Source organism: Nonomuraea sp. bgisy101 (genome assembly GCF_057708945.1).
The window spans coordinates 1-16,324 of record NZ_JBYITD010000059.1; the positions used below are offsets into that span (position 1 = coordinate 1).

A 16,324-nucleotide genomic window follows, 5' to 3' on the forward strand; every position below is an offset into this window, starting at 1 on the left:
CGACGACACCCGAGGCCAGCAGCTCGCGCCGGCCGGTCTCTTCCTCGACCCTGGTGTGCCTGATCATCAGCAGGATGCTGATCAGCCCGCCGATCAGCGCGAGGGACGAACCGAGCGTCCAGGCGGTCAGACCGCCGACGCTCGCGTCGTAGACGGGGCCGCGCATGGCCAGCTGCGCGGGGTTGCTCGCCGAGGCCGCCGCGAAGGCGTCGCGGGCAGCCTGGTCGGCATACAGGTCCGTGGTGGCGGAGGCGACGCTCGCCGGCAGCAGCGCGCTGATCACGATCCACGCCGGCAGTAGCACGCGGTCCCTGCGCACGATGAGCCGGATCAACGTCCAGGTGCCGGTCATCTGGCGGCTCCCTCGTAGTGGCGCAGGAACAGCTCCTCCAGCGTCGGCGGCTGCGTGGTCAACGTGCGTACGCCCGCCCTGGCCAGCTCGGCGAGCACCGCGGTGAGCGCGTCGCCGTCCACCTGGCAGCGCAGCCGGGCGCCGTCCAAGGTCAGGTCGTGTACGCCGGGCAGGGTGGCCAGGCCGGGCGCGAGCCCGACCAGCTCGGCCGTCACCGAGGTGCGGGTGAGGTGGCGCAGGTCGGCCAGGCTGCCGGACTCGACGGTACGGCCGGCGCGGACGATGCTGACACGATCGCACAGCGTCTCGACCTCCGACAGGATGTGGCTGGACAGCAGCACGGTGCGGCCGTTGCGCTTCTCCTGCAGGACGCACTCGTTGAAGGCTGCCTCCATCAGCGGGTCCAGGCCCGAGGTCGGCTCGTCCAGCATCAGTAGTTCCACATCGGAGGCGAAGGCGGCCACCAGCGCCACCTTCTGCCGGTTGCCCTTGGAGTAGGTGCGGCATTTCTTGCGCGGGTCGAGCTCGAAGCGCTCGAGCAGTTCGGCGCGTCGCCGGGGGTCGAGGCCGCCGCGGGCCCTGCCCAGCAGGTCGATCACCTCGCCGCCGGTCAGCGAGGGCCACAGGGTGACGTCGCCGGGCACGTAGGCGAGCCTTCGGTGCAGCTCGGTGGCGTCCTGCCAGGGGTCGCCGCCGAGTAAGGCGACCCGGCCGCCGTCGGCGCGCATCTGGCCCAGCAGGATGCGGATGGTGGTGGTCTTGCCCGCGCCGTTGGGACCGAGGAAGCCGTGGACCTCGCCCGTCTCGACGGTGAGGTCGAGCCCGTCGAGGGCCCTGGCCTGGCCGAAGGTCTTGACCAGGCCGTCAGCAAGCACTGCGGCGTTCATTGTTGTCCCTCGACCTTCTCCAGGCCCGTCCGCGCCTGTTCGAACAGCTCGCGTCCGAGGAATTCCGGTCTGATCAGGTCGAGCTGTGCCTTGCCGACGCGCAGCGCACCCTGTGTGGCGTAGAGGTCGGTGCCGAGTGCACGGGAGACGTGCTCGTGCAGCACCGTGATGCCCAGCTTCATCGCGGTCAGCACGGCCGCGCGGGCGCGGTGGTCGGCCTTGGAGAGCTGGTCGTCGTTGGCGAGATGCTCCTCCGTCACGCTGACGAGTTCGTCGAACAGGGCGGCGGCCGCGGGGGAGCGGTCCACGAGCGCGCGTCCGAGGTACTTCATCAAGGGCGGCGCGGTCCGGTGGACGTTCTCGATGAATTCCGGCTTGTCCAGGTTGCGGTCAGTGATGCCTGCGTTGACCTGCTCGCGCATGTAGCTGAGGACGTACTCGTCGCAAGCCTGTCTCAGCGCTTCCTTGTTGCCGAAGTGGTGTTGCACCAGGCCGGGCGAGACTCTGGCGGCCTCGGCGATTCCGCGGATCGTGGTGGCCGTGACCCCCTGCTCGGCGAACATCGCCATCGCGGCGTCGCGGATGCGGGCGCGCGTCGTCAGGTCCTCTTCAGATATTGGTCGCACGTCCAAGAGTCTATACAGATGTATTGGCCGCCATGCAAGTGTTCAATGCATGGGCGACCAAGCTTGCTCGAAGTGCTTGGCCGGGGTCGCTGGCAGAGCTCGAAGGACGCGGAGCTCCTCACCTTGCGTCTGGTTTGTACCTTTTGCCGTGCCGGATCCGCCTGACCGATACCCGATCAGGTCCAGCAAGCCGAGCGCGGCGTCCGCGATCACGGTGCCCGGGCCGAAGATCGCAGCCGTGCCGGCCTCCTTCAGCGCCCGATGGTCCTGTGGCGGGAAGACAAGGCCTTCTCCGTCACCTTGGCATCGAACCTGCTCGCGCCGTTGAGTGCGGCGACGGGCACGTCAGGCACCTTGTCCAGCATGGTCTCCACATGGGCATAGTCGAGTACTTTGTCCAGGTTGGCGAAACCGTCATTGCGCACCTCTGGACGCCCCATGAGCATTCCCTGTCCCAAGGCTGGGCGTCGTGTCGACGGCGGGTGGGCAGACACGCCCAAGGGGTGGTGTGCTGACGCCGTACGGTCCGCCGCACTGGCCCTCGGGGATGCCGCACACGTGGCCTGTCCGCCTGGTGAGGTCGGCGGCTGGACGGGAGTGGGGCTGGAACGACGAGCCGATGACGGGGGCACGGGTGAGGCAGTCGGTTGCGGGGCAGCATGCTGGCCGGGCGGTGGGTTCGACTGCATCAGGCCGGGCCGTGGTGGTGGTCGGCGCGGGGCCGTATGGGTTGTCGCTTGCGGCTCATCTGCGCGCGGCCGGGCTCGAGGTCCGGGTGTTCGGTGAGGTCATGGACAGCTGGCGGCATGAGATGGCCACCGGCATGTTCCTCAAATCGACGCCGAAGGCGACCGACCTGTCGGCCCCGGTGCCAGGGGGCCGGCTGTCGGACTTCTGCCGAGAGACCGGCCGCCCGCCGTTGACTGAGCTGACACCGATTCCGTGCGAGGTATTCGCGCGGTACGGGATATGGTTCGCCCGCCGGTTCGCCGGTGAGGTCGAGTCAAGACGGGTGTCGAGCATCCAGCAGGCGACTGAGGGCTTCACAGTGTGCCTGGAGGACGGCGAGAGGATCGAGGCGGCGGCGGTGGTACTCGCCACCGGGCTGAGCGCGCTGTGCCACATCCCGCGCGAGTTGCTGCCGTTGGCTCCGGAGGGGCCGGGAGTCGATGCCGTGCTGTCGCATTCCAGTCAGCAGCGTGATCTGTCCCGCTATGCCGGGAGGCGCGTCGTGGTCGTCGGCGGTGGCCAGTCTGCGCTGGAGAGCGCCGCGTTGTTGCACGAGGCCGGCGCCGGGGTGAACGTGCTGGTGCGGGCTGACCGGGTGCGCTGGGGCGCGCCTGCTGTGGTGCGGCGGCCGTTGCGTCAGCGTCTGGCCCATCCCGATTCCCCGCTGGGAGCGGGCTGGGCGTTGACAGCCGTCTGTCTGGCCCCGAGCTGGGTACGCCTGCTGCCCGCCCGCAAACGGCTATGGCTGCATCGACGTGCGTTGGGCCCCTCCGGAAGCTGGTGGCTCCGTGATCGCGTTGAGAACATCGTCCCGCTTCACCTGCAGCGCCGCGTCACCCACGCCCGCCGTGACGGCGCCACCGCGCACCTGACCGTGGGGGGCGGTGAGGGGCCGGCCGAGCTGAGGGCCGACCACGTTGTGGCCGCCACCGGCTACCGCATCGACGTGGATGCCCTGCACATCCTCGCGCCCGACCTGCGCCGCACCATCGCACGCGTTCCGGGCTCCGCGGCCCCGCATCTGTCGGCCAGCTTGCAGTCGACGGTACCCGGCCTGTACTTCGCCGGAACGATGGCAGCACCCACGTTCGGGCCCATGCTGCGCTTCGTCGCCGGGACCAGGTTCGCCGCTGAACGGATCACCAGGAGTCTTCGCCACCTGGCCACGCTGCCGAGGCGCTGATCGCCGCCTTCCTTCTCAGGTGAGAAGGGCGTGCGGCAGACCGATGACGGCGCCGCCGGCGATCAGCCAGGCGTTGTTGAGCTTGGTCTTCCACAGCAGGACCAGGGCGAGCACGGCGACGGCCGCGGTGAGGGGGTCGATGATGGCGGTGCGGGCCGGCTGGGCTCACCATCCACCGCCGGCCGCCAGGGGTGTGCCGCACCCGGGTCGGTGGAGGTCAGCCGCAGGGCCGGGCCGGGCCCGGGTGCGTTCGCAGGTGACGGACTCGCCGTCGGCATGCGGGTGGTGGCGCCCCGCGTTCCACGGGCAGAGCGTGTCCTGGACCTCCAGGACCAGGTCCAGCGAGGTCGAGCAGCGGCGTACACGCGCACGGCGAGCACCAGCGTGACTGCGGCGAACAGCCGGTCTCGGGGCCGGGGCGGGAGGGTGTTCGGTTCGTTCATGGCGACTACGATTGGCGCCGAATGTGCGTGCGTTGTCCGTCGTATGTCACCGCTTCTCGACGGCGCGACCGTGACACAACCATGACACGGCGCGGACGAGGCGGGGACACGGCCGGCCGACAGTGGATGCGTTGACCGGCGAGCGAAGTACGGAGCGTGCTGTGAAACTCGGCGGTGTGTCGCGAGTGTTGTTGATCGAGGATGACCCGGCCGTACGGGAAGGTCTTGAGCTGGCCCTGACCCGGCATGGGCACCGGGTGGGCGCGGTGGAGTCCGGCGAGCAGGGGCTGGATCGGCTCCGTATGGACCTTCCCGACGTCGTCGTGCTCGACCTGATGTTGCCCGGCATGGACGGGTTCGAGGTCTGCCGCCGCATCCGGGCCGTCGGCGACGTACCGATCATCATGCTGACCGCGCGCGGCGACGACATCGACGTCGTGGCCGGGCTGGAGGCGGGCGCCGACGACTACGTGGTCAAGCCGGTGCAGCCCAGGGTGCTCGAGGCACGCATTCGCGCGGTGCTCCGGCGGATCGGCCGGGACCAGGCGGAGCTGGAGCGGCACGGGGACCTGACCATCGATCGGGCCGGGCTGGTGGTCGCCAACCGCGGCGTGCCGGTCAGCCTCACTCCGACCGAGCTGCGCCTGCTGCTCGAGCTCTCCGGCACGCCGGGCCGGGTGCACAGCCGCCAGCAACTGCTGGAGTCGGTGTGGGAGCACGGGTATTTCGGCGACTCGCGTCTTGTGGACGCGTGCGTGCAGCGGTTGCGTGCGAAGGTCGAGGACGACTCGGCGGCGCCCGTCTACGTGCAGACGGTGCGTGGGTTCGGGTACCGGTTCGGGCCGGTGTGAGCCGCTGGTGACGCCTCGGCCGAGCCTGGGGCTGCGTGCCCGGCTGTTGTTCGCGTTCGCACTGCTGTGTGTGGTCACCGCGGCGTCGGTGGCCGGCGGGAGCTACGTCCAGGCCCGCAACGCCATCCTCCAGCGGACCCAGGACGCCGCGGTGCAGGCGATGACGAACCGCCTGCAGGCGCACTACCCGTTGCCGAGTGCGGAGCCGGGCCTGGCCGAGCTCGACGAGATCGCCGGCGCCGCGACCGACCAGAACAGCATTGCGGTCGCCGTCTACCGCGAGATGCACGCGCCGCTCGCTCCCCCGCTCGCCCCGTCGCTCGCCTCGCCGCTCGCCCCGTCGCCGGGGCGCTGGAGGCCGGGCGAGAGGGTGCCGATCCTGGATCTCGGGATGATTTCACCGGAGTTGCGGCAGGTGGTGGCCAGCGGCCAGACCGCGTGGCAACGTGTGGTGTGGCAGGGCGAGCCCTTCCTGATCATCGGCACGCCGTTGCTGATCGTCGAGCGGGCCCGGACGCGGATGTCCGGCATCGAGGTCTACACCGCGCGCAGCCTGCTTCCCGAACAGCGAAGCATCGACGGGCTCGCCACATCCGCCTGGCTCACCGGCGGGGCGGCCCTGGCGTTCGCGGTCATCCTCGCGTTGCTGGCCACCCGTGGCGTGCTGCGCCCGGTGCGCGAGCTCGGTTGGGCGGCACGCCTGCTGGGCGAGGGCGAGATGCGGACCAGGATCGTGGTACGCGGCTCCGATGAGCTGGCCGACGTGGCACACACGTTCAACAACACAGCCGCGGAGCTGGAACGGCACGTCAAACAGCTTCGGGACATGGAGGCCGACGCCCGCCGGTTCGTGGCCGACGTGTCTCACGAGTTGCGCACCCCGCTGGCCGCGCTCGCCGCGGTCGCCGACATCCTCGACGAGGAGGCGGCCGCGCTGCCCGAGCCCGTCGGCAGGGCCGCCAGGCTGGTCAGCCAGGAGACGCTCAACCTCACCGGGCTGGTGAACGACCTCATCGAGATCAGCAGGTTCGACTCCGGAGTCGCGGCCCTCGCGCTGAACGAGATAGACGTGGCCGAGCTGGTGCGCGCGACCCTACGGACCCGGGGCTGGTCGGAGTCGGTGCATACCGAGCTTCCCTCCTCGGTGACGGTACGGCTGGACCCGCGCCGAGTGGACGTCATCCTCGCGAATCTGGTCGGCAACGCCCTGCGGCACGGCGAGCCACCGGTGTCGGTACGGCTTCGCGTCGACCCTGACTGGATCGCTCTCGAGGTCCTCGACCATGGACCGGGGCTGGACGAAGCGGTGCTGCCGCACGTGTTCGACCGGTTCTACAAGGCCAGCGCGGCCAGGGCCAGGTCCGAGGGCAGCGGCCTCGGCCTCGCCATCGCGCGCGAGAACGCGCGCCTGCACCGGGGCGACCTCACCGTCACCAACGCCCCGGACGGCGGCGCCAAGTTCACGCTGCGCCTGCCACGCCGGGCACACGATCCGGACGGAGACGCCGAACGATGACCGGGCTCGCCCGCCGCGCGCTCGCCGCGTGCCTCGTATCGCTCGTCGCCGTGGCCGGCTGCGGCGTACGCCCCAGCGACGTCATCCCCGCCGGCGACCCGCCGAGCGGACCCGTCGTACCGACCACGACGATCACCCTCTATCTGGTCAAGAACGGCCGGCTCAGCGCGGTAACGCGGCCTTCCGGTGGTCGGCCGCTGTTCCGAGCGGACACACTCGCGCTGCTGGCCGCCGGACCCACCGCGAGGGAACAGGCGCTCGGATTCACCACCGACGTCCCGCCCGAAGCCGGCCCGTTCTCGGTGATCGTCAAGACGGCCGGCCACGTGGTGGTGACCCTGTCCGCTCCCGCCGGCGAACTGTCCCCACTGGCCGTCGGGCAGATCGTGTGCACGGTCGCCGCCGCCACACCGCCGGAAAGCCCTGCCCACGTCACCGTCGTCGGTGCCGGGCAGGGCGTCGACCCGCGGAAGTGCCCAGGGTAACGGTCGCGGCCATCCTCTATTCGGGCAGATCGCCGTGGTCCTGGTCAGATGGAGTGAAGCGTGCGGCTGGCGGTGGTGGCGACGTCGATGACATACCCCTACCCGTTCTCCGAACGCCAGGTCGATACCGCTGTCGAATGCCCGGGCCCGTCAACGTCCTGGCTTACGTGGCCCACGCCGGGGTGGGGTCGTCGTCGTGGTGGCGTGCCGCCGCTGCCGGGGCGGTGCTCGAAGTGCCACCACTCGTTGTCGTAGATGCGGTAGAGGTCGTAGCGGGCGCCGTGTTCCTCGAGCCAGCGCGCGCCTTCGTGCGGGCGAACGTCCAGAGCGACGCCCTGGACGTGGCGGGATTCCGCCGGCGGCAGCACGAGCATGCGTGCCAAGGCCGGGGAGCCGCAGCGGCGTACCTCGTCGTCGAACATCCGTTGCTGGACAACGGGATCGCGGTATCCCGAGGTGAGGCCGATGAGCTGGCCGTAACGCCAGAGCGCCTCGGTTCGCGCCGCGGTGAACGCCGCCATGGCGCCGTCGGTGAGCCCGGTGAGGTCCTCGGCGGGGAATCGCATCCGTAACGCCCATTGGCAGGCCACTTCGCGGGCGCGGCCGGGACGGCGGGCGAGCGCCGCGGGCAGCAGGAGCACGGCGAGCACCAGCGTGACCGCGGCGAACAACCGGTCACGGGGCCGGGGTGGGAGGGTGCGTGGTTCGTCCATGACGAACCACGATTGGTGCCGAATGTGCGTGCGTTGTCTGCCGCATGTCACCGTTTCTCGACGGCGGCCACCGTCGGCGCGACCGTGACACAACCATGACACGGCGCGAACGAGGCGGGGACAGGGCCGGCCGACAGTGGATGGGGTTGACCGGCGGACGAGTTGCGGGCGAGCTACGGGGGCGTGCTGTGAATCTCGGCGGCGTGTCGCGAGTGTCGTTGATCTCCGGTAGTCAATGGGCCCCACCGGGCCTTGGTGAAGGCGCGGCAGGAGATGCCACTGCGCGAACCGGCGCTCAATTTCGGGAAGCCGGTGCCGGCACCAGCGTCATCTGGCGGGTGTCGCCATCGCCTCGCTCCTGCATTGGCTCCGGCACGCCGAATTGTCAGATCCTTCCTAGACGGCCACGGCGGGGGCCACTCGTGCGGATCCGATGCCGCGATCGGGCTTGCCGAGGCGGAAGCGTACCTTGCCCTTGAGCACGGTCCCGGACTCGGCCTGCCCGTCCGTGAGACCTTCGCCGGGGAACAGCGTGAACGTCCACCTCTGGTTGGTCTCGCAGTCGGGCAGGTCACATCCACCCTGCAGAACTCGCGCTCCCCAGAGCTGCCGGATCATCAACGTCCTGGTGTCGACACCGGCCACGGTGAACGCCTCTGACGACGCGCCCACGACCTGGTGATGGCTCCCCAGGGACGGCCCGTAGGCGCCGACGACCGTGGCCACCATGTTCCACGGCGACGCCTCACCTCGGATGCCCCGAACCCCGGCCGGCAGCCGCCGGTCGAACACATCCTCAACCGGTGCGCCCAACTGGTCCGCCCGTACGGCCGGGTCCATCGGACGTCGCGTGTCCAGCTTGTCGGGGTCCGGCACGAGCAGGATCCCGTACGTCGTCTCTTCCGCGAACCGGGCGCCGGCGAAGTGGTCGCGCAAGGCGAGCACCGCCCGCTCGGCTGCCTCCCACGCACCCTCCGAGAAGGCCGTCGCCAGGTAATCGGGCGTCACCGCCGGCAGCCCGGCCCGCGCTACCGCTTCCGCCACCGAGCCGCACTGAGCCCAGCCGGAGTCGGCCAACCTCGCGATCTGCCTTTCCATGAACGACGTCACGTGCCACACGGTAGCCGAGCACTGATCGCCAAGACCGCTATTCCATCGCGAACAGCTCGAGCGCGATGCCGTCCGGGTCACGGAACGACAGCACGGCGCCGAACGGCGAGTCGACCACGGGCGAGCACGTGACGCCGAACTGCTCGAACCTGCGCGCCCATGCGTCGAGCGCCGCGCGCGAGGGCACCGCGAACGAGAGGTGGTCGATGCCCACCCTGCGGTGGTCGAAGCCGTCCTCGCGCACATCAAGGTGCTGGGTGAAGCCGACGATCGTGAGACTGTCGTGCAGGCAGATGGTGCGCAGCCAGCGCTCGTCATCCATCGTGGCGTACTCCTTGAAGTCGAGGACCTCGGTGTACCAGCGCACGCTGGCGTCTCTGTCCTTCACCGACAGCGAGATGTGCGACACGCCCGTGAGCTCGGACATAGACCTTGCCTCCTTGACCTTGCCGGACAGAACGGTCTCTCTGGACACCGCACTTTCTCAGAGCGAGACTCAACCAAGCAAGCATTCGGTCAATGAGAGGCTCGCCACGGTCCGGGTTTTCGGCCGGCTGATGTCGCTGGGTCGCATCCAAGCCGCGGGCTCATGGCCATGCCGAGCGGTGACCGTACGGCGCGCTGAATGCGCCGACCGCATGCTCATCCACGGTGAACGTCGCCTGCGCGTGGTCCTGGATGAGTACATCGCGTCTTGCCGCGGTAAACGCCGGTCCGCACGGCTCGCTCTACGCCCTCGTCGGTATCGGCGGGCGCAGATGTCTCCGCGGCCATGACCTTCCAGGTCTGGATCAGTGGCTCAGGGAATCGTGGAAGGGGTTGAGGGCTCGATCGGCTGATCGCTACTTGCCTCGTCAGAGGAAAACGCGAGCAATGTCAAGCCACTTCTGCGCGTCCTCGCCGACTGCCGTGAGGCCGGTCTGGGCTCGGGACCTGCGTTGGGTGACTCGAAGGCAGAAGTCGAGGGCACTGCCCTGAACCCGTTGCACGGCATCTTCCGGGCCCCATGCCCAGCTTTGGCCGTCGGGACCTGTCAGCTCGACACGGAACGGCTCTGACGGAGGAGGCAATTGGGCGGCATAGAACGACAGCTCTCGCCCTACCACTCCCAATGAGGCCACATGCTGGAGCCGGCTCGTCGGACGGCGTGCGACACCCGACGCATCGAATACGTCCTGCCCGTGAGCCCACGTTTCCATCAGTCGAAGCGGCACCATGAGCGCTGCGGTCAGCTGCGAGCCGTACCACGGAAACCCATGGTCCAGTGGAACGTCACGTAGCTCCGCCGCCACCTCGGTTCGACCAGCGCGCCATTGTTCCAGCAGCACCGATCGCGGTTTGGCTGCTCCCGCGGCGGCGTCGAGATCAGCGTATTGGCTGCCTGCGGCTTCCGCCTGCTTCAGCACAGCGTCGAACGCCTCCGGGGTCCGAAGAGCGATGAGAACGTTCGCATCAGCTGAAGCAAGATGAGCGATCTGGTGGGCGATCGTCCACCCCGCTGCAGGCGTAGGCTTCGACCAGTCGGCCTGCGCTGATACCAGGGCGTCAAGCTCATCCCCTTCAGCCACCAAGTCGGACAGAGCCCGATCGAGCTCTACACCGGACATGTCAAGGCCGTAATCCAACATCGGTGTCACCTCCACGCATTGACCGCAACAGGCTTGTCCTCTTTGGAGGGGTAAAGTTGATCTGGTCTGATCAGGCTAGCTGAAGTTGATCTCGGCAAGCCGAACTGGTTCTGGTTCACGCTTCGCCGACACCGCCCCTGACAGGTTGGGAAGCGGGCAGCCGCGGTTTACGCCGCCCGCCGCCGCGACCGAGCCACGCGTTGACCTGCTACTCAACCCGGAGGGCGGGGGCGTAGTCCCTCGCGCACACGTCAGCGCCGCCATGACCGGGACCGGGTCGGACGGCCGGCCGACGAGGTGCTGGAGCGTGGGCACGCTCACCAGTTGGTGAAGGCGCCGTCGCGGGTGCGCAGGTGGGGGCGTTCGGCGGCCATGGCCTGGTATTTCCGGGCCTGGGCGCGGTCGATGTCGACACCCAGGCCGGGAAGGCCGGGGACTTCGAAACGGCCGCCGCGGACCACCGGCCGTGCGGTGAACACGTCAGGCAGCTCGGGCAGGGCCTGGTGCTCCTGCACCCCGATGTACGGCGAAGCCAGGTTCAGGTGCAGTGACGAGGCGGCGGTCACCGGGCCGAGCGGGTTGTGGGTGGCCAGTTTGACGTAGTGCGCCTCGCACATCGCGGCGATCTTCCTGGCCTCGGTGAGCCCGGCCGCCACGGCGATGTCCACCCTGGCGTAGTCGATGAGGTCCTGCTCGATGAGCCGCTGGAACTCCCATTTCGACCCGAGTTGCTCGCCCGCCGCCAGCGGCACCGCCGTACGGGATCGCAACGATCGATACACCTCGAGGCTCTCGCAGCGCAGCGGGTCCTCCACGAAGTACGGCTTGGCCGATTCGATCTCGCGGCACAACGTCACGGCCTCGGGCAGGTCGAGCCGCGTGTGCACGTCGAGGATCAACTCCACGTCGTCGCCCACGGCCTGCCGTACGGCGTGGAACAGGTCGATGCCCCAGCGCATCGAGGCCCGCTGGTCCAGCGTGCCGTCACTGTCGTGGGGTACGGCGAAGCGCAGGTGCCGCCAGCCGTCCCCGGCGAGCGCCCTGGCCCGGTCCAGGAACGCGTCGAGGTCGTGGTAGTCGTCCCCCAGGTGCGCGTAGGCGGGGACGTGATCACGGACCCGCCCCCCGAACAGCTCGTAGACCGGCACGCCCAGCGTCTTGCCCCGGATGTCCCACAACGCCACGTCGATCGCGGCGATGGCGGACGACAGGATCCGGTCGGCGGGGAAGAAGCCGCGGCGGAACATCACCTGCCACAGGTGCTCGATCCTGGCGGGATCCTCGCCGAGCAGCAGCTCGCCCAGGTGGTCGATCGCCCCCGCGACCGCCTTCTGCCGCGATCGGATGCCCACCTCGCCGATGCCGTGCACGCCCTCGTCGGTGTCGACGACGACCAGCATCATGCTGTCGCCGTGCTCGGGCAGGGTGAGCACTTCCCAACCAGTGATCTTCACAGGCGAACTCCAATGAGAACGTTACCGGGATTTTCAGCAACAAAATCATGCAACATCCCGGCGAGGTTGGCCAGAGGCGGATTTAACAGGGTGGTGATGGCGATGAAACGCTCTTGACGCTTCCGGGAACGTTTGCAACCATCCTCCGTACCGATGGCAAGGAGGGCAGCGTGGCAGTGACGATCAGGCAGGTGGCGCAGGCGGCGGGGGTGTCGGTCTCGACCGTCTCCCGCGCGTTCACCGCCCCCGATCAGGTGCAGCCGCAGACCCTGCAGCGCATCAGGGACACGGCCGCGCAGCTGGGCTACGCGCCCAATCCGGCGGCCCGCTCGCTGCGCGGTGGGAAGACCGAGTCGCTCGGGCTGATCATCCCGGACATCGCCAACCCGTTCTTCCCGCCGATCATGAAGGCGATGCAGGCCCGCGCCAGGAGGCTCGGCTACACCGTGCTGGCCGCCGACACGGACGAGCGGGAGTCCGACGAGCTGGAGACCATCGCCGCGGTCTCCAAGCGGGTCGACGGCATGATCCTGTGGGCCTCCACCCTCGCGGAGGACCGGCTCGCCGAGCTGGCCGAGACCATGCCGGTGGTCCTGGTGAACCGGCACGTGCCCGGCATCCCGGAGATCCACATCTCGCTGACCGCCGGCATCTCCCAGGCGGCCGAGCACCTGAAGGCCTACGGCCACACCAGGTGCGTCTTCGTCAACGGCTCGCGGCCCGAGCTCAGCCGCGGCAAGTCGATAAGGGAGGCGTTCGAGGCGCACGGCCTGTCCCTCGTCGAGTTCGGTCCCTACGAGCCGCGCTTCGAAACGGGCGTGCACGCCGCCACCCTGGTCACCTCCTCCGAGGCCACCGCGGTGCTCGCCCACAACGACCTGGTCGCGCTCGGCGTGCTGCACCAGCTCGCCAAGCTCGGCGTCGACGTGCCGCGCGACGTCAGCGTGATCGGCATAGACGACACGCTGCTCGCCGAGACCTCCACCCCGTCGCTGACCACCATCCGCATCTCGGCCGAGGAGCTCGCCACCCAGGCCACCGACCTGCTGCTCGACACCATCGCCGGGCGGGGTGGCGGGCGAGTCGTGGAGATCGGCTCCCGGCTCATCCCCAGATCCTCGACCGGGCCCGTGCACCGCTGACCGGAAGGTCCCGCGGTACGGCGCGCCGTACCGCTATCCCGTCATGCCATCTTTAACACCATTAATCCTGCTATGACCTGAATGCGGGAGTTCAGATGAAGAAGATCACCGCCTCCCTCGGCATCGCCGTTCTGGCCACGGCCGCCGCCGCGTGCGGCTCGTCCTCCGGTTCCGGGCAGGAGTCCGGCACCATCACCCTCAGGGTCCAGGGCATGCCCCCGGCGACCGACAAGCCGGGCCTGGCCGCGTTCGAGAAGATGGTCGCCGACTTCGAGAAGCAGAACCCCGGCATCGCCGTCGAAGGCTCATCGGCCGCCTACGACCCGCTGACGTTCTCCGCCAAGCTGGCCGGCGGCAAGGTCGAAGACGTGATCAAGGTGCCGCTCACCGAGCCGCAGGGGCTGATCGCCCGCAAGCAGGTCAAGCCGCTGACCGCGGAGCTGGCCAAGTGGCCGCACTACAAGGAGTTCAACCCGCAGGTGCTGCGGCCGCTGAGCGACACCGCCGACCAGGTGTACGGCGTGCCCCAGTCGCCCTTCGCGATGGGGCTCGTCTACAACCGGGAGCTGTTCGAGAAGGCCGGCCTCGATCCCGACCGGCCGCCGGCGACCTGGGACGAGGTCCGGGCCCACGCCAAGCGCATCGCCGAGAAGACCGGCAAGGCCGGGTTCGTGCACGAGTCCAAGAACAACCAGGGCGGCTGGCAGCTCACGAAGCTGACCTACACCTTCGGCGGCGACATGGAGAAGCAGGACGGCGGCGCCTGGGTGGCGGCCTTCAACGCCGAGCCGACCCGGCAGGCGCTGACCCTGCTCAAGGAGATGCGCTGGACCGACGACTCCATGGGCGCCAACCAGCTCAACGACCAGAACGACGTGATCAAACGGTTCGCCGCCGGCGAGATCGGCATGTACCTGGGCACGCCCGGCACCTACCGGCTGGCCAAGATGACCTACGGCATGAAGAACACCGACGCGTTCGGCATCGGCCCGCTGCCCCAGGCGGGTGGGAACGCCACGCTGACCGGCGGTGACGTCTACATGGTGCCCAAGTCGGCCTCCGCGGAGAAGACGGCCGCGGCCGTGAAGTGGCTGCTGTTCGCCTACGCCCAGCCGCAGTACGACACCGGCGCCGCCGCCGAGCGGGCCAAGGCGCTGGCGGCCGACCCGAACGCCGCCGTGGGCGTGCCGACGCTGCCGATGTTCGACGCGGCCCAGCAAGCCAAGATCGACGAGGCTGTCAAGCCCTACGTGAACGTCAAGCTCGAGCACTTCAAGCCGTGGATCGAGGGCACACCCAAGCTCCAGCTCCGCGCCGAACCCGCGGTGCAGGCCCAGGCCGTGTACGCCGTGCTCGACAGCGTGGTGCAGGCCGTACTGACCGACAAGGAGGCCGACGTCAGCGCCCTCCTCGCCGAGGCGGAAGCCGACGTGAACACCAAGCTCGCCGCGAGCCGGCAGTGACCGTCGCGACGCGCGCCAGGAGGCGGGGGAACCCCGTCATGGCGTTCCTCTTCCTCATCCCGGCCTTCGTCGCCTTCGGGGTGTTCTCCTACTGGCCGATGATCAGGGGACTGCTGATCTCCTTCCAGGAGACGAACCTGGTCGACCCCGCCACGTGGGTGGGGCTGGACAACTTCACCGCGCTCCTCCGGGACCCGCTGCTCTCCACGGCGATCGCGAACACCCTGCTGTTCGTCGGGCTCGGCCTGCTGATCGGGTTTCCTGCGCCGCTGATCCTGGCCACCGTCATGTCGACGGTGCGGAAGGGCGCGGGGATCTACCGCTTCCTCGTCTACCTCCCGGTGGTGGTCCCGCCGGTGGTGGCGATCCTGCTGTGGAAGTGGTTCTACGACCCCGGGCACGGCCTGTTCAACGAGCTGCTCGGCCTGGTCGGCCTGGGCCCCTTCCCCTGGCTGGAGTCGCCCAGGACCGCGATGCTCAGCCTGGTCATCCAGTCCACCTGGGCCTGGATGGGCAGCACGGTCCTCATCTACCTCGCCGCCCTCGTCACCATCCCCGCCGAACTCTACGAGGCGGCGCAGATGGACGGCGCGTCGATCGGGCGCAGGCTGTGGCACATCACCTTGCCCCAGCTTCGCCCCACCATCGGGCTGCTGCTGCTCCTGCAGCTGGTCAGCACCACCCAGGTGTTCACCGAGCCCTACGTGTTCACCGACGGCGGCCCGGAGAACAGCACTCTCACGATCCTCCTGCTGATCTTCAGGTACGCCTTCCGCGACGGCGACTACGGCCAGGCCGCCGCGCTCGCCTTCCTCCTGGCGATCTTCCTCGGCCTGATGTCCACGATCTACCTGCGGGCCACCCGTAGCTGGAGCTCCGCATGAGCCTGATCTCCCACGTCGAGGAGCGCCGCCCGGCGGTCAGAGCGGCAGTGCGCACGATCCAGTGGCTCACCCTGGCCGTTCTCCTGGTGATCGGCATCGGCCCGCTCTACATGACCGTCAAGGGCGCGGTCTCGCCGGCCACCGACCTGATCGCCGAGCCGCTCCAGCTCTGGCCCGGCGACCCCCGGCCGGAGAACTTCGGCACCGCATGGAACGACCTGGGCATCGGCCACTACCTGCTCAACACGCTCCAGGTCGTCGGCGGCTCCTGGGCCGTCCAGCTCCTCGTCGCGATCACCGCCGGCTACTCCCTGTCGGTACTGAAACCCAGGCTCGGCACGCTGATCTACGGCGCGATCCTGGCCACGATGTTCGTCCCCTACACGGTCTCCATGGCCAGCCTCTTCCTGACCATCATCGACCTGGGCCTCGTCGACTCCTACTGGTCGATCTGGCTGCCCGCGGGAGCCAGCGCGTTCAACGTCCTGCTGGCCAAACGCTTCTTCGACGCGCTGCCGCCTGAGCTCTTCGCCGCCGCCAGGGTCGACGGCGCCAACTCCTGGCAGCTCCTGACCAGGATCGTGCTGCCGATGAGCCGGCCGATCCTGGCCGTCATCAGCCTGATCGCGATCATGCACAGCTGGAAGGACTTCATCTGGCCGCTCGTGGCCATCACCGACCCGGACAAGCAGCCCATCAGCGTGGCCCTGGCCACGCTGGCCGACCAGGCACCGCAGGACATCCTGATCGCCAGCATGGCGATGGCCCTGGCCCCGCCGGTCCTGCTGTTCCTGGTCTTCCAGAAATACGTCGTCGCCGGACTCGGCTTCACCGGCGTCAAAGGCTGACCCAGAAGGC

The 16,324-nt window shown here is 69.1% G+C and carries 17 protein-coding genes and 1 pseudogene; 8 read left to right on the top strand and 10 right to left on the bottom strand.

Annotated elements, in window-relative coordinates; translation table 11 throughout:
* The 4 genes and pseudogenes from AC3EO4_RS52430 to AC3EO4_RS52445 all read right to left on the bottom strand — a co-directional run.
* Positions 1-352 (bottom strand): annotated as a pseudogene (locus tag AC3EO4_RS52430) (ABC transporter permease); the annotation flags it as partial.
* Positions 349-1,239: an ABC transporter ATP-binding protein gene (locus tag AC3EO4_RS52435; RefSeq protein WP_379569265.1), complete on the bottom strand. Its 891-nt coding sequence runs from the start codon at positions 1,237-1,239 to the stop codon at positions 349-351. The pseudogene AC3EO4_RS52430 and the gene AC3EO4_RS52435, both read right to left, overlap by 4 nt.
* Positions 1,236-1,865, bottom strand: coding sequence for a TetR/AcrR family transcriptional regulator (locus AC3EO4_RS52440; RefSeq protein ID WP_431903818.1), 630 nt, complete (start codon positions 1,863-1,865; stop codon positions 1,236-1,238). The genes AC3EO4_RS52435 and AC3EO4_RS52440 overlap by 4 nt, the downstream gene beginning before the upstream one ends.
* Before the next feature lie 251 nt (positions 1,866-2,116).
* Positions 2,117-2,305 (bottom strand): hypothetical protein, encoded by a 189-nt coding sequence (locus tag AC3EO4_RS52445; protein ID WP_431903820.1) that lies wholly within the window; start codon positions 2,303-2,305, stop codon positions 2,117-2,119.
* 260 nt (positions 2,306-2,565) lie between these two features.
* Between AC3EO4_RS52445 and AC3EO4_RS52450 the strand changes: the two genes are divergently transcribed.
* A complete protein-coding gene (locus AC3EO4_RS52450) occupies positions 2,566-3,777 on the top strand; it encodes an FAD-dependent oxidoreductase (RefSeq protein ID WP_431903822.1) in 1,212 nt (403 codons plus the stop codon).
* Positions 3,778-3,942: 165 nt separating this feature from the next.
* Here AC3EO4_RS52450 and AC3EO4_RS52455 read toward each other — a convergent pair whose 3' ends face one another.
* Positions 3,943-4,119 carry a sterol carrier protein domain-containing protein gene (locus tag AC3EO4_RS52455; protein WP_431903893.1) on the bottom strand — a complete coding sequence of 59 codons (177 nt, stop codon included), beginning with the start codon at positions 4,117-4,119 and terminating at the stop codon, positions 3,943-3,945.
* A gap of 277 nt (positions 4,120-4,396) precedes the next feature.
* Between AC3EO4_RS52455 and AC3EO4_RS52460 the strand changes: the two genes are divergently transcribed.
* The 3 genes from AC3EO4_RS52460 to AC3EO4_RS52470 are packed head-to-tail and all read left to right on the top strand — an operon-like array spanning position 4,397 to position 7,072.
* Positions 4,397-5,071, top strand: a complete 675-nt coding sequence (locus AC3EO4_RS52460) for a response regulator (protein WP_431903825.1) — start codon at positions 4,397-4,399, stop codon at positions 5,069-5,071.
* A gap of 7 nt (positions 5,072-5,078) precedes the next feature.
* Positions 5,079-6,587, top strand: coding sequence for an ATP-binding protein (locus AC3EO4_RS52465; protein WP_431903828.1), 1,509 nt, complete (start codon positions 5,079-5,081; stop codon positions 6,585-6,587).
* On the top strand, positions 6,584-7,072 hold the full coding sequence (locus AC3EO4_RS52470; protein WP_379569253.1) for a hypothetical protein: 489 nt from the start codon (positions 6,584-6,586) through the stop codon (positions 7,070-7,072). Before AC3EO4_RS52465 ends, AC3EO4_RS52470 begins: the two co-directional genes overlap by 4 nt.
* A gap of 98 nt (positions 7,073-7,170) precedes the next feature.
* On the opposite strand, the gene vanY-N is transcribed toward AC3EO4_RS52470, so the two are convergent.
* The 5 genes from vanY-N to AC3EO4_RS52495 form a co-directional block, all read right to left on the bottom strand.
* Positions 7,171-7,785, bottom strand: coding sequence for a D,D-peptidase/D,D-carboxypeptidase VanY-N (vanY-N, locus tag AC3EO4_RS52475; RefSeq protein WP_431903832.1), 615 nt, complete (start codon positions 7,783-7,785; stop codon positions 7,171-7,173).
* Between the two features lie 396 nt (positions 7,786-8,181).
* Entirely contained in the window at positions 8,182-8,895 is a 714-nt protein-coding gene (locus AC3EO4_RS52480) for a hypothetical protein (RefSeq protein ID WP_431903835.1), read from the bottom strand.
* A gap of 37 nt (positions 8,896-8,932) precedes the next feature.
* A complete protein-coding gene (locus AC3EO4_RS52485; protein ID WP_379569248.1) occupies positions 8,933-9,322 on the bottom strand; it encodes a VOC family protein in 390 nt (129 codons plus the stop codon).
* 427 nt (positions 9,323-9,749) lie between these two features.
* Entirely contained in the window at positions 9,750-10,523 is a 774-nt protein-coding gene (locus AC3EO4_RS52490; RefSeq protein ID WP_431903838.1) for a TIGR03084 family metal-binding protein, read from the bottom strand.
* 317 nt (positions 10,524-10,840) lie between these two features.
* Positions 10,841-11,977: a mandelate racemase/muconate lactonizing enzyme family protein gene (locus AC3EO4_RS52495; RefSeq protein WP_431903840.1), complete on the bottom strand. Its 1,137-nt coding sequence runs from the start codon at positions 11,975-11,977 to the stop codon at positions 10,841-10,843.
* Between the two features lie 170 nt (positions 11,978-12,147).
* On the opposite strand from AC3EO4_RS52495, the gene AC3EO4_RS52500 reads away from it, so the two are divergent.
* From AC3EO4_RS52500 to AC3EO4_RS52515, 4 genes are all read left to right on the top strand, one after another.
* Positions 12,148-13,119, top strand: a complete 972-nt coding sequence (locus AC3EO4_RS52500) for a LacI family DNA-binding transcriptional regulator (protein ID WP_379569242.1) — start codon at positions 12,148-12,150, stop codon at positions 13,117-13,119.
* A gap of 95 nt (positions 13,120-13,214) precedes the next feature.
* Positions 13,215-14,582 carry an ABC transporter substrate-binding protein gene (locus AC3EO4_RS52505; RefSeq protein ID WP_379569240.1) on the top strand — a complete coding sequence of 456 codons (1,368 nt, stop codon included), beginning with the start codon at positions 13,215-13,217 and terminating at the stop codon, positions 14,580-14,582.
* Positions 14,583-14,620: 38 nt separating this feature from the next.
* Positions 14,621-15,466 (top strand): carbohydrate ABC transporter permease, encoded by an 846-nt coding sequence (locus AC3EO4_RS52510; protein WP_431903843.1) that lies wholly within the window; start codon positions 14,621-14,623, stop codon positions 15,464-15,466.
* Complete coding sequence (locus AC3EO4_RS52515) at positions 15,463-16,314, top strand: carbohydrate ABC transporter permease (RefSeq protein WP_379569236.1); 852 nt, start codon at positions 15,463-15,465, stop codon at positions 16,312-16,314. Before AC3EO4_RS52510 ends, AC3EO4_RS52515 begins: the two co-directional genes overlap by 4 nt.
* Positions 16,315-16,324 lie beyond the last annotated feature (10 nt).

Coding starts and splice junctions, on each gene's coding strand:
- AC3EO4_RS52435 (WP_379569265.1), bottom strand. CDS start 1,239: ATGAACGCCGCAGTGCTTGCTGACGGCCTGGTCAAGACCTTCGGCCAG.
- AC3EO4_RS52505 (WP_379569240.1), top strand. CDS start 13,215: ATGAAGAAGATCACCGCCTCCCTCGGCATCGCCGTTCTGGCCACGGCC.
- AC3EO4_RS52510 (WP_431903843.1), top strand. CDS start 14,621: ATGGCGTTCCTCTTCCTCATCCCGGCCTTCGTCGCCTTCGGGGTGTTC.
- AC3EO4_RS52515 (WP_379569236.1), top strand. CDS start 15,463: ATGAGCCTGATCTCCCACGTCGAGGAGCGCCGCCCGGCGGTCAGAGCG.
- AC3EO4_RS52490 (WP_431903838.1), bottom strand. CDS start 10,523: ATGTTGGATTACGGCCTTGACATGTCCGGTGTAGAGCTCGATCGGGCT.
- AC3EO4_RS52485 (WP_379569248.1), bottom strand. CDS start 9,322: ATGTCCGAGCTCACGGGCGTGTCGCACATCTCGCTGTCGGTGAAGGAC.
- AC3EO4_RS52470 (WP_379569253.1), top strand. CDS start 6,584: ATGACCGGGCTCGCCCGCCGCGCGCTCGCCGCGTGCCTCGTATCGCTC.
- AC3EO4_RS52445 (WP_431903820.1), bottom strand. CDS start 2,305: ATGGGGCGTCCAGAGGTGCGCAATGACGGTTTCGCCAACCTGGACAAA.
- vanY-N (WP_431903832.1), bottom strand. CDS start 7,785: ATGGACGAACCACGCACCCTCCCACCCCGGCCCCGTGACCGGTTGTTC.